General features: G+C 63.8%; 8 protein-coding genes and 2 pseudogenes. 4 read left to right on the top strand and 6 right to left on the bottom strand.

The features are described 5' to 3' along the window. Positions 1–213 precede the first annotated feature (213 nt). The 6 genes and pseudogenes from H2O14_RS22865 to H2O14_RS22890 form a co-directional block, all read right to left on the bottom strand. Positions 214–1,280: pseudogene (locus H2O14_RS22865) on the bottom strand (ABC transporter ATP-binding protein). After that, positions 1,277–2,200, bottom strand: coding sequence for a PfkB family carbohydrate kinase (locus tag H2O14_RS22870; protein WP_182829699.1), 924 nt, complete (start codon positions 2,198–2,200; stop codon positions 1,277–1,279). The pseudogene H2O14_RS22865 and the gene H2O14_RS22870 overlap by 4 nt, the downstream one beginning before the upstream one ends. Then, a complete protein-coding gene (locus H2O14_RS22875) occupies positions 2,201–3,223 on the bottom strand; it encodes an SIS domain-containing protein (RefSeq protein ID WP_409526968.1) in 1,023 nt (340 codons plus the stop codon). Next, positions 3,220–4,065: a carbohydrate ABC transporter permease gene (locus H2O14_RS22880; protein ID WP_182829701.1), complete on the bottom strand. Its 846-nt coding sequence runs from the start codon at positions 4,063–4,065 to the stop codon at positions 3,220–3,222. Before H2O14_RS22880 ends, H2O14_RS22875 begins: the two co-directional genes overlap by 4 nt. Continuing rightward, positions 4,065–4,949: a carbohydrate ABC transporter permease gene (locus H2O14_RS22885; protein ID WP_182829702.1), complete on the bottom strand. Its 885-nt coding sequence runs from the start codon at positions 4,947–4,949 to the stop codon at positions 4,065–4,067. The genes H2O14_RS22880 and H2O14_RS22885 overlap by 1 nt, the downstream gene beginning before the upstream one ends. A 75-nt stretch (positions 4,950–5,024) precedes the next feature. Continuing rightward, complete coding sequence (locus tag H2O14_RS22890; RefSeq protein ID WP_182829703.1) at positions 5,025–6,263, bottom strand: extracellular solute-binding protein; 1,239 nt, start codon at positions 6,261–6,263, stop codon at positions 5,025–5,027. A 212-nt stretch (positions 6,264–6,475) separates the two neighbouring features. On the opposite strand from H2O14_RS22890, the gene H2O14_RS22895 reads away from it, so the two are divergent. The 4 genes and pseudogenes from H2O14_RS22895 to H2O14_RS22910 all read left to right on the top strand — a co-directional run bounded on the left by H2O14_RS22895 (position 6,476) and on the right by H2O14_RS22910 (position 12,745). Continuing rightward, complete coding sequence (locus tag H2O14_RS22895) at positions 6,476–7,687, top strand: ROK family transcriptional regulator (protein WP_182829704.1); 1,212 nt, start codon at positions 6,476–6,478, stop codon at positions 7,685–7,687. A 214-nt stretch (positions 7,688–7,901) separates the two neighbouring features. Continuing rightward, a complete protein-coding gene (locus H2O14_RS22900; protein WP_246697727.1) occupies positions 7,902–8,834 on the top strand; it encodes a polysaccharide lyase in 933 nt (310 codons plus the stop codon). 119 nt (positions 8,835–8,953) lie between these two features. Further along, complete coding sequence (locus H2O14_RS22905; protein WP_182829706.1) at positions 8,954–10,849, top strand: ABC transporter ATP-binding protein; 1,896 nt, start codon at positions 8,954–8,956, stop codon at positions 10,847–10,849. Further along, positions 10,846–12,745, top strand: a pseudogene (locus H2O14_RS22910) (ABC transporter substrate-binding protein). The gene H2O14_RS22905 and the pseudogene H2O14_RS22910 overlap by 4 nt, the downstream one beginning before the upstream one ends. The last annotated feature ends 1 nt before the right edge of the window (position 12,746 follow it).

Consider the following 12,746-nt stretch of genomic DNA (forward strand, 5'->3'; position numbering starts at 1 on the left):
GGACAAGGCGGAAAAGGTGGAGACGGGTTCGGTCAAGACGGCTCTCTCGGGCTGATGCGTTGACGCCTTATAGAGGGCCCCGGGCAGAGAGTGTCAAGCAAGGGCCGGGGACACAGCTTCGTGAAAGCTCGGCCGCCCCGGCCGGAAACCTGTCGAAACATGTTGTAGCGTTGCTCTGACCTCTATCCGTGGCGAGACGGAAGGCAATCCGCCTCAGTTGAGGCGGAGACCGGTTTCGGGATCGAAGAGGTGCAGCGCTGCGAGCGGCGCGGTGAGTTCCAGCGTCTCACCCGGTTGGACGCGGCTATAGGGCGGCGCGGAGGCGAGCACCTGCTGTCCGCCGACTTTCCCGGTGAGGATGATCTCTGGCCCCGTCAGTTCCGTCACCTCGATCGTCACGGGCAGGCGCACGCCTTCGCCGCCCGGCTTCAGGGCTTCGGGTCGCACGCCGACAATGACGGGCTTGCCGATCGCGATGGCCTCTGCGCCCGGGGGAGCGGAAGCGTTATCACAGCGCCGTCGATCGTCAGCCCATCGGCGCTGCGTTTGGCGTTGAGCATGTTCATCGGCGGCGCGCCGACGAAGGTCGCGACATAGAGCGTGGCGGGACGATTGTAGATCGCCTCCGGCGTGTCGAGCTGTTCGATCCGGCCGTTGCGCATCACCGCGATGCGGGTTGCGAGCGTCATCGCCTCGATCTGGTCATGCGTCACATAGACGACGGTGGTCTTCATCATCTGGTGCAGGCGCTTGAGTTCGGTGCGCATTTCCATGCGCAATTTGGCGTCGAGATTGGACAGCGGTTCGTCGAAAAGGAAGACCTTGGGATGACGGACCAGCGCGCGACCGATGGCCACGCGCTGGCGTTGCCCACCCGACAGCTGGCTTGGCTTCCGGTCGAGCAGGTTTTCGATCTGCAGGAGGCGCGCGGCGTCCAGCACGGCTTTGTCGCGTTCGGCGGCGGGGACTTTACGCATTTCGAGCCCGAAGCCGATGTTCCGCGCTACGGTCAGATTGGGATAGAGCGCATAGGACTGGAACACCATGGCGATGTCGCGGTCCTTGGGATGCACGCCGACGACAGAGCGGTCGCCGATCCTGACATCGCCGCTGGTCGGCTCGGCGAGCCCCGCGATGATGTTGAGGAGCGTGGACTTGCCGCAGCCCGAGGAGCCGAGAAGCACGAGGAACTCGCCGCTGTCGAGCGCGATGTCGATGCCCTTCAGCGTTTCGACTTCGCCATAATTCTTGCGGATCTTGTCGATGGTGAGCGCGCTCATGCGGCGTCTCCTTGCTGGGCCGGGGCGTAACTGCGGGGGAAGGTCGAGACCGCGCGCGAGGCGATGGCGACGCCGGCTTCGAGGCAGGCCGTCAGCGGCTCTTCCCGCGCCAGCGCGTCGAGGAAGCCCGCATTGAAAACGTCGCCGGCGCCGATCGTGTCGATGACGTCCACTTTGGGCGCAATGGCCTTGTGCAGCGCTCCATCCGCGTCGATGGCGATCGCTCCGTCCGGGCCGCGCTTGACCACGACGATCGCGCCCTCCGGCATGATCGCTTTCAGCGCACGCGCCGCCTCGATCGGATCTGCGACGCCTGTGAGGGTGGTGGTCTCGATCTCGTTCATCAGCGCCAGCCGGCAGCGGCCGAGCCAGGCGCGGGTCGCCGCGCAATTGGCCTCCGTCCAGCCGTCCAGCGGCCAGCCGGTGTCGAGGGCGGCGGACGCACCCTGCGCATCCAGCCAGTCGAACAGCGCGCCGTAATCGCGGGTCAGCGCATCGGTGAGGAAGGAGCCGCAGAGAAGGACGTAGCCGCCTGCGAGCCTTGCGGTTTCCAGCATCGTCCGCGTATCGCCGAGGCTGAAATGCGGCAGATGGCCTTTGGTGGTGAAGAAGGTGCGTTCGCCGTCGGGATGGGTGATGCCCACCGAGATCGTTGTGCCTTCGGGGCGCGCGGGCCAGGCGCTGGCATAAGCGCCGAACTCGCCTTGCAGCCAGCGGCCAAACTGGTCGTCGCCGATATTGGCGGCGATGGTGAAGGGCGTGCCCAGAGCCATCCAGGCGAGCGCCGTGTTGCCCGCGGCGCCGCCGACGCGCAATTCGTTGTGGTCGACGATGATCTCGGTTCCCGGCTGTGGCCAGGGCGCGGCAGGGCCCATGATCAGGTCGACATTGACGTTACCGATGACGGCGAGCGGCTTCATTCATTCGCTCCGGGTGATCTTGGACGAGCGGACGGGCGTGCCGGCGTCGGGCACGCGCGCTTCGGCGAAAGCGACCATCAGCCGCTGGGCCGTCGGCAGCATGGAAAAGACGGCGGCGAGCCCTGTGGCGGGCTTGAACGGAATGGTGACCGCGCCCTCGACCGGGGCTTCGCCCGAGGCGTCGAAAACTACCAGCGGCGCTGCGGTCTGGGCCACCGATGTCGCCATCGCCGTCACCAGTTCGGATGTGGCGTCTTGGCCGCGGAACAGCGCGACGCCGATCTCCGGCGACAGCATCTCCATCGGGCCGTGGCGCAACTGTCCGCCTTCGAGCGAGAAGCAGGGCAGGCGCGACAATTCGGTGAGGCCGAGCGCCAGCGCTTCGGCGACGCCCTGCAGGCGACGACCCGACGTCACCACGGTCCGCACTTCTGAAAAGGCGGCGAGCGCTGGAGAAATGTCGGGATTCTCGGGCGCGTTGAGTGCCACGAGGGCGGCGGAGGGATCTTCGCCGAGCGCTTCGAGCACGGCGAGATGCAGCGCAAAGGTTATAGTCAGGCTGCGCGTGGCCGCAAAGGCGCGTTCGGTGCCGCCCACGCCGACGAGGCTTTGCGCCGCGCCGGCGAGGAAGGAGCCGGCTTCGAGCGTCAGGCCGAATGTATCGGTGGTCGCGCCGGTCTCCTTGAACCAGCGGACGACTTCGGCGCTTTCGCCGGATTGCGAGGTAACGATGACCGTCTTGCCGTCGAGCGACAGCGGCGCGCCGAGTTGTTCCGACAGCGGGATGGCCAGGGCGTCAATGCCGAGGGCGCGGTAAAGCGGCTCGACCGCGCGGCTGACGGCATGGGAGCCGCCCATGCCGAGCAGCAGAAGTCGCCCGGTCTTTTTCAATGAGGCAGCGATGGCGACATCGCCGTCACGGGCAGCCTCGTAGGAGGCGATGGCGTCGGCATGCTGGCGGGCCATTTCGCGGTCGATGGCGAGCAGTCCTTCCGGACGAGTGTTTGTCTCGGTCATGGTCATCCCTTTACGCCGCCATTGGTGAGGCCCGAAATCAGGGCCCGTTGCATGAGAAGACCCACGGCGACCGGCGGTAAAGCGGCGAGCACGCCGGCTGCGGCAATGAGCCCGTAATCGGAGACGCGGCCGCCGGCGAGATCGGCGATGGCCACGGTGAGCGTCTTGGCGCGCTGGTCGGAGGTAAACAGCAGCGCATAGAAGAATTCGTCCCAGGCGAGCAGGAAGGCGAACAGCGCCGAGGTCGCCATCACCGGCAGAGCGAGCGGCAGCGTCACGATTCGCAGGGTCTGGAAGAGGCTCGCGCCGTCGATCATCGCCGCCGATTCCAGTTCGCGCGGAATGCCGTCGAAGCCGGACTTCATCAGCCAGGTGGTGAAGGGCGCGAGGATGGTGAGATAGACCAGCGCCAAGCCGAAGACATTGTTGAGCATGCCGAAATGCGCGAGCGCCATATAGAGCGGCACGGCGAGCGCCACGGGCGGCAGCATATAGGTGCCGATCACCAGCGTCAGCGACCAACCCACCGACGGCGTGCGCGAGACCGCCCAGCCGGCGGGAATGGCGAGCAGGATGGCCGCGATCGTCGCCATGCCTGCGACCACAAGGCTGTTGCGCAACGACGACGTGAAGGCCGCGCCGGCGCTGTTCTCAACGGTCGAGAGCAACATGGCGTAACGCGAAAAATCCATCTCCGACGGCCACCATTTCAGGGGTTTGGCGGCGAGATCGGCGGCAGGCGCGATGCTCATGATAAAGAGCCAGACGAGCGGCGCGAGGATGACCAGCGCCAGGAGCAGCGCGGCGAGGTGGATGAAGATCGAGAAGAGGGGGCTCTGGCGTTCCATCAGGCGGCGCTCCCGGCGGTCTTGCGCACCAGCGCGCCATAAGCGAGCGCGAGTAGCGTGACGATCAGCGTGACGATGAGGGCGAGCGAAGCGCCAGATCCGGCCCGCTGGAAGGAAAAGGCTTCCTGATAGACGAGGATCGACAGCGTGCGGGTGGAGTTGGCCGGGCCGCCGCGCGTCATGACCCAGATGATGTCGAACACTTTGAAGGCTTCTATCGTGCGCAGCACCAGCGCCACCATCAGAGGACCAGCGAGATAGGGCAGGATCACGAAGCGAAAGCGCTTCCAGGCGCTCGCGCCATCCACCAGCGATGCGGAGACGATATCGCGCGGAACGGCTTGAAGGGCTGCGAGCGCGATCAGCGCCACGAGCGGGAAATTCTTCCAGCAATCGGCGACGATGAGCGCCGCCATGGCCGCGCCCGGTTCGCCCAGCCAGGAGCGATAATCCGAGATCAGACCGATCTGGGTGAGGGCGGCGTTCAGCGCGCCATATTCGGGATTATAGATCAGCCGCCAGAGCGTGGCGTTGACGATGGTCGGCAGCGCCCAGGGCAGGATCATCAGCGCGCGAAGAATGGTGCGGCCGTAGAATTGCTGATTGAGGAGCAGCGCCGCGAGCACGCCGAGCACCATTTCCGCCGTCACCGAGATCACGGCGAACCAGGTGGTGGTGATGAGCGTCCGGCGAAAATTGGAGCCCGAGAGCATCTTCACGAAATTGTCGAGACCGACGAAATGGCCCGGCGTGCCCACGAGCTTGGCGTCGGTGAAGGACAGCCTGACCGTGTCGATCATTGGCCAGCCGATCACGGCGATCATCACCGCCAGCAGCGGGAGCATGAGCAGCCATGCCCGGGTCGTGAGCCAGGTGCTGGACATCGTGTCCTCTCGGTATTTTTGGGATTGGGTTGGTCTTTAAAGAGGCGGGCGGCGCGAAGCCGCCCGCGGACGGGCTCAGAGCCCGCTGTTTTCGACGGCAGTCTTCAGCGCGTCTTCAGGCGAGGACTGGCCGAGCAGGGCTTCCTGGATCGCCTGTTGCAGCGCGGTCGACATTTCCTGATATTTCGGCGTGGTCGGACGCGGATACATGGCGGCGAGGCCGAGCTTGGCGGCGGCGATCAGCTCTTCCTGACCCTTGGTGACGGCCGGATCGTCATAAGAGGACGCCCAGATCGGCAGGCTCAGCTTGGCGTATTGGTTCTGCACCTGCTGCGAGGTCATGAACTCGATGTATTTCCAAGCTTCGTCGGGATGCTTGCTGGCGGTGGTGACGCCGAGACCCATGGAGCCGTTGACGGCGGAGACGTCGCTCTTGCCCGCAACGCCCGGAGCCGGGACCACGCCGACCTTGCCGGCGACCTTGCTGTCCTTCGGATCATTGGCCATATTGTACATATAGGTCCAGTTGAGCGCGAAGGCGGCGTCGCCGTTCTGGAACACCTTGCGGACGTCCTCTTCGAGGAATTCCTTGGAGTTCGGATTGGTGAGGCCCGACGTGTAGCTGTCGACCATGTATTTCAGCGCATCGAGCGCGCCGCCCTGATCGAAGACCGGCTTGCCGTCCTTGAGGAAGTCGCCCTTATGGGCGCTGACTAAGGTCGTGTAATCGCAGATCGCGGCTTCGGCCTGCGACCACGACCAGGCGATCGGGGTCTTCACGAGACCTTTGTCCTGGATGATCTTCGCCTGTTCCTTCAATTCGTCCCAGGTCTTCGGCGGGGCCTTGATGCCGGCCTTCTCCAGGATTTCCTTGTTGTAGAACAGATATTTGGTGTCGAGGATCCAGGGCATGCCGTAGGATTTGCCGTCATATTGCACGGTGGTCCAGGCGCCCGGAAGCACGCCCTTCTTCATCTCGTCGGTGATGCGCGAGGAGACATCCACCAGGACATTGTTGGAGGCGTATTCGGCGGGCCAGATCACGTCGAACAGCACGACGTCATAGCCGCCGCCAGAACCCTGGGCGAGCACGGTCTTGTCATGCAGGCCTTCATAGGGGACGAATTCGAGATTGACCGAAACATCGGGATTGGCCTTGGTGAAGGCCTCGGTCATGGCGCGCACATCGGCTTCGCTATAGGCGGCCTGCGCCATGAACAGCGCATTGATCTTGGTTTCGGCGAACGCCTGCGAGGCGAAGGCCGCGCCGATGGCGGCTGCGCCCATAAGGGTCATTGTCAGTGATTTCAACATGTCTGCCTCCAGTGAGTGGCTACGCTTGAGATCCGCGGCGGCCCTGAGGTCGAAGCGGTGTTCGATTGGGTTTAAAAACCCGTCGGATGTGGAGCGTCGCAGCGCGTGAGTGGCGCTTTCGCGTTCCCCGGAACTCTTCGGTTCCTTATTAAGTCAAACATCTTGACTTAATCCTTGTGGAATATTCTATGGGTGTCAAGAGGGTATTTCGCATGCATGACGTCAGAACCATCCGCGCCAAGAGCGGCACCAATCAGGAAGGCGCGGGCGCGCATAACAAGCGCGTCATCATCGACGCGCTCAGGCTGAACGGGCAGTTGTCCCGGGCCGATCTGGCGCGGGCGACGCGGCTGACCAAGCAGACTATCTCCAACCTCATCGAAGCGCTGGAACTCGACGGCCTGGTGATGTCGGAAGAGGTGGTGCGCAAGGGGCGCGGACAACCGTCGACGCCTTATCGTCTCGTGCCGGAGGGCGCCTTCGCCATCGGTCTCCAGATCGACCGGCATGTGACCCGGGCGATCGCGGTGGATCTGGTCGGCAATGTGCTGGCGCGATTTCAAGCCGCTCTGCCGACGGATGGGCCGGCGCGCGGGGTCCGCGTCATCCTCGACCTCATCGAAGACACTCGGCGCGAACTCAAGATGCTTCGACCCCATGCCGAAAGCCGGTTGGCGGGTCTCGGCGTGGCGATGCCGGGTCCTTTTGGACTTGAGCCCGCCGCCGACGATCCCTGGATGATGGGCGCCTGGCAGGCCTTTCCGCTCTTGGAGACGCTCGCCGCCGGCACGGGTCTCGACGTGGCGCTGCAGAACGACGCCGCAGCCTGCGCCACCGCTGAACGCATGGTCGGCGCGGCGCATGGTTTGGATCACGCCGTCTGTCTCTATCTCGGCTACGGCATCGGCGCCGGCCTCATTCTCGGCGGCGAACTCTATAGCGGCGCGCATGGCAATGCCGGCGAAATCGGTATGGCGCTGTTTTCGGATGGCGGCCGGCTGACGCCGCTGGAACATCGGGCTTCGCTCGCCTCGCTCTATCAGACGCTGGGCCTCAACCCGGCGGAAGGCGACCTGCATGACGTCGTGACCGAGCTCGTCGAGGCCGATGATCCCGCGCTTTTGGCCTGGATCGACGCCGCCGCGCGCGACCTGCGCTGGGCCGTTCACCTGATCGAGACGGTATTCGATCCGCAGTCGATCGTCATCTCCGGCGGCGCGCCGCCGGCGCTCGCCAGTCGGCTGATCGCCGCCATTGAGCCGCTTCTGCCCTCGAACGCCGAGCGCCGCGATCGGACGGCGCCGCGACTGAAGGCCGGCATGTTCGATCCCTGGGCCGTCGCGCTGGGCGCCGCCGCCGAACCGATCGGCCGCGCCTTCGAGCCGCGCTTCGCGGCCATCCTCAAGGAAGCCGCGGGCCGCTGACGCTCCGTCGACACGGAGACCACTTCCGGACGGGGAACGTTCCCGGCATCGTCACGTTTCCGTGCCGGCGATGTGAAGCGCTGCATCTGGCGCCACTTCGGTTTCCGATTATAGTGATCCCTGGATAAGAGCGGTCACGCGATTGGGCGCCTTTTCATCGAGCTTTTACAGTGAGAGTGACGAAATGATCCGTATTTTGATGTCGGGGGTGTTGATGACTTTGCTGGCCGCTGCGCCTGTGCTTGCGGATCCTCTGAATACGCGACTTGCCGATCGCTTCGAAGGCCAGGATTTTTCCCCGGACGGAGGCCTTTATTACAAGGACAATGCCGAGCAGCGGGCAGGGTCGGTCGAGTTTCAGGGCGCTGATGTCTTCGAGGGCAAGGGGGCGCTCAAACTCTCGGTTCGCCCGCTATGCGATGCCGCCGAGGACGGTTGCAGCGAGCGCGCCGAGATCTGGGAGAAGCCAGAGCTTCGCGCGCCCTACGAGAGCCCGGTCTGGTTCGGTTTCGCCGTCAAATTCGCAGATCCGATTCCCGATGACGATCACCGCTATCTCATCGCCCAGTGGAAACGCGAGATCGAGGCGGACGCCGAGGGCGATTACAGCCCGTTCCTGGCGTTTCGCATGCGCAACGGCAAACTGTTCGTCACGGTCGAAACCGATCTCTTCGAAGAGGGCGCGACGACCGGCGAGGACCATGTCCAGAATGCCTGTGCAACGGGCGGAACCCCGGTCTGGTTGCGCCCCAAGGTCAAGCAGATGCGCGCCTTCGTGGCCGGGGACGCCGATTGGACGCCCGGCGACGGCGGCGAGTTCAAGAGCTGCACCACCGCGATTCAGGTGACCCGGCGGGGAGAACTGCCGAAACCCTCGTCCGGCTGGATCGATTTCGCCGTCCTCAGCAAACCGGGGCCCGGCGGCGACGGCCATATCGAAATTTTCGCCAACAAGATCTGGATCGCCACCGTCAAGGGTCGGATCGGCCATCAGGGAAAAGGGCTGGGGCCCAATCAGTATTTCAAGTTCGGCCCCTATCGCGCTGCGCGTGACGGCGTCTGGTCGCTCTACTACGACGATTTCCGCCGGTCGCCCGACTGCCGCGACGTCTTGCGTGACGAAGACCTGTGCGCAGCCATCAAGTAAAACGCGGCGAATGTTCATAAAAATATTGTGAACGGCGCATAGACGCATTCCCGGTCATGCGTTAGCCTCCCGGCAAAAAACAAAACGAAGCGTCTCAGGCGCGATGGGGAAATAGTGGAATGAGCCTTGGACGGGATCTCCTCAGGATCGAAGACCTGAGCATCTCCTTCTCTTTGTTGGGAGGGAAGATCGACGTCGTGAAAAAGGCGTCGCTGCGCGTATCTCCGGGCAAGATCACCGCGCTGGTCGGCGAATCGGGATCCGGAAAATCGGTGATCAGTCAGGCGGTCATGGGCATTCTTCCCTCGATCGCCAGCGCTTCGGGCCGGATCCTGTTCAACGACGATCTCTGTTCGCAGGGTCCGATCGACATCGTCGGCCTGCCGCGCGACGGTCGCGACATCCGGGCGCTGCGCGGTAATCGCATGGCGATGATTTTTCAGGAGCCGATGACCTCGCTCTCGCCGTTGCATACGATCGGCAACCAGATATCCGAAGTGCTCGCCATCCACGAAGACATCGACGCCGAAGAGCGCCGCCGGCGCACCGAAGAGATGCTGGGTCTCGTCGGTTTTCACGATCCCGCCCGCGCCTTCGGCATGTATCCGTTTGAATTGTCGGGCGGCATGCGCCAGCGCGCGATGATCGCCATGGCGCTGATCTGCCGTCCCTCGCTGTTGATCGCCGACGAGCCGACCACCGCGCTCGACGTGACCATCCAGGCGCAGATCCTGAAATTGCTCAAGGACCTCCAGGCCAAGCTAGGAATGGCGATCCTGCTGATCACCCACGACCTCGGCGTGGTCGCCAATGTCGCCGATGAAGTGGTGGTGATCTATCACGGCGAGATCATGGAAGCAGGCCCGGTCGAGGACATCTTCCGCGCGCCGTCGCATCCCTATCTCAAGGCCTTGCTCGCGGCCGTGCCTCATTTCGACATGGCGCCCGGCGAGCGGCTGAAGTCGCTGCGGGAAGCCAAGGTGAATGTGCATTCTCTGGTCGGTCGCGGCGACGCGGTGTCCGCGAAGGCGTCCGACGTCATCCTCAGCGTGCGCAACGTCTCGAAGACCTTCAGCAAAGGCCGCTCGATCTGGTCGCGCAAGGCGGAAACCAGCAAGACGCCGGCGGTTCGCGACGTCAGCTTCGACGTGCGACGGGGCGAATGCCTCGGTCTCGTCGGCGAAAGCGGCTGTGGCAAGACCACGCTCAGCAAAATCCTGATGCGCGCGGTGACGCCGGACGCCGGTTCGGTGACCTTCAACGGGGCCGACGGGCGCGATATCGACGTGCTGGCCGCAGAGGGCGCCGGCCTCAAAAATCTGCGCACGAAGATCCAGATGGTGTTCCAGGATCCGGTGTCGTCGCTGTCGCCGCGCACGACCATCCAGAACGTGGTAGCGGAACCGCTGGAAATACATGGGCGGGGCGACGCGGCGACGCGTGCTGAAAAAGTGGCGGCGCTGATCGAAGCGGTCGGTCTCGAAAGACGCCACCTCAATCGCTATCCGCATGGCCTTTCCGGCGGCCAGCGGCAGCGCGTGGGCATCGCCCGCGCCTTGGCTTTGAGGCCGGAACTGGTGATCTGCGACGAACCGGTCTCGGCTCTCGACGTGTCGGTCCAGGCGCAGATCCTCAATCTTCTCAAGGATCTGCAGTCGGAGCTCTCGCTCACCTACATCTTCATCTCGCACAATCTCGCGGTGATCGATTACATGGCCGATCGGATCGCCGTGATGTGCCGTGGGCGTCTCGTCGAGATCGCCCCGCGGCATACATTGATGCGCGCGCCGGTGCATCCCTACACCAAGTCGCTTCTGGCCGCCGTCCCCTTTCCCGACCTGGACCGCCCGCTGGATTTCAACACGCTTCTCGCCAACGGCGCCTCCGACCAGAAGAGCTGGAGCCCGCAATTCCGGGAAGAGACGGAGGAGCAGGCGCTCGCGCCGGCGGATCTTGGCGACGGTCATTTCGTTCTGGCGAGACAGACGGTCGATGCGCGGGAGTTGCGCCCATGATGAACAGGCGGACGTTTTTGGGCGCGATGGCCGCGACCCTGCTTCCCGGCGCGGCGGGCGCAGCGGGCGAGAGCCGAAATTCTTCGAAGAGCGCCTGCTCGCAGGCTCGCTCGATCCGATCGAGATGCGGCTTCCCCGCCATCCCCGTGTGATCAATCTCGGCGCCATCGGCCGCAAGCCCGGGGTCTATGGCGGCACGGTGCGCAGCATCATCGGCAGCCAGAAAGATATCCGCCTGATGACGATCAACGGCTATTCCCGTCTGGTCGGCTATGACGAGAACCTCGCGCTGCAGCCGGACATTCTCGAAAGCTTCGAATCGATCGAAGATCGCATCTTCACCTTCCGAATTCGCGAGGGCACCGCTGGTCGGACGGGGCTTTGCTGACTTCGGAGGATTTCCGCTACACCTGGGAAGACGTCTACATGGACAAGGATCTCAAACGCGGCGGCCTGCCGCGCGAGTTGCTTGTCGATGGCGAAGGCCCGGGATTCGAAGTTCTCGACGCCTATACCGTCCGCTACACCTGGAAATCGCCCAATCCGGATTTCCTGCCGCGAATCGCCGCGCCTCAACCTTTGGTGATGGTCATGCCGGCGACCTATATGAAACAGTTCCATAAGCGCTATCAGGACGAATTCCGCCTGAGTTCGCTGATGAAGGAATACAAGGCCAAGAAGTGGGTCGATCTCCACATCAAGATGTCGCGCAGCTATCGACCCGAAAATCCCGATCTTCCGACGCTCGATCCCTGGCGCAACACCACGGCGCCGCCATCCGAACAATTCGTGTTCGAGCGCAACCCTTTCTTCCATCGCGTCGATGAGAACGGATTGCAGCTGCCCTATATCGACAGGATCTTGCTGAGCGTCAGCGCCAACGACATCATCGCCGCCAAGACCGGAGCGGGCGAGGCGGATCTGCAGTTCCGCGGCCTTGATTTCACCGATTACGCCTTCATGAAGGACGCGGAGAAACGCTATCCCGTGAAAGTGTCTTTGTGGAAGCGAACGACGGGATCGCAGGCGGCGCTGCTGCCCAATCTCAACACCGCCGATCCGGTGTGGCAGAAGCTGATGCGCGATGTCCGGTTCCGACGGGCGCTGTCGCTCGCCATCGATCGCAGCGAGATCAACAAGGTGGTGTTCTACGGGCTCGCCGCCGAAAGCGCCGATACCGTGCTGCCGGACAGCCCCTTGTTCAAGCCCGAACTCAAGACCGCTTGGGCGACGTTCGATCCCGCCGGCGCCAACCGGCTGCTCGACGAGATCGGCCTGACGGCGCGCGACGACGACGGCTTGCGCCTGTTGCCCGATGGACGTCCGCTGCAGATCATCGTCGAGACCGCGGGCGAAAGCACGCTCGAAACCGACCTTCTGGAGCTGATCACCGATCACTGGCGCGAGATCGGCGTATCGCTGTTCATCAAGACGTCGCAACGCGACGTATTCCGCAGCCGCGCCATCAGCGGCACGATCATGATGTCGATGTGGACCGGGCTCGACAACGGCGTCCCGACGCCCGACATGAACCCCGGCCAGCTTGCGCCGACCTCCGATGAGCAGTTGCAGTGGCCGCTTTGGGGCAGCCATTACCTGTCGAACGGGATGGAAGGCAAACCGCCCGAGATGCCCGAGGCGCAAAAACTCGTCGATCTCCTCGGCCAGTGGCGGCGTGCGAGCGGTACGGAGGAGCGGCGGCGGATCTGGGACGAGATGCTGTCGATCTATTCCGAGCACGTGTTTTCCATCGGCATCGTCAATTCCGCCCTGCAGCCGATGATGCGCGCCTCCCGCTTGCAGAACATGCCGGAGAAGGGTCTCTTCGGCTTCGATCCGACCTGCTATCTCGGCGTCTATATGCCCGATACATTCTGGTACGGGGAGGAAGCCTGAC

Source organism: Rhizobium sp. G21 (genome assembly GCF_014158035.1).
In the GTDB taxonomy this organism is placed as follows: Bacteria; Pseudomonadota; Alphaproteobacteria; order Rhizobiales; family Rhizobiaceae; genus Rhizobium_E.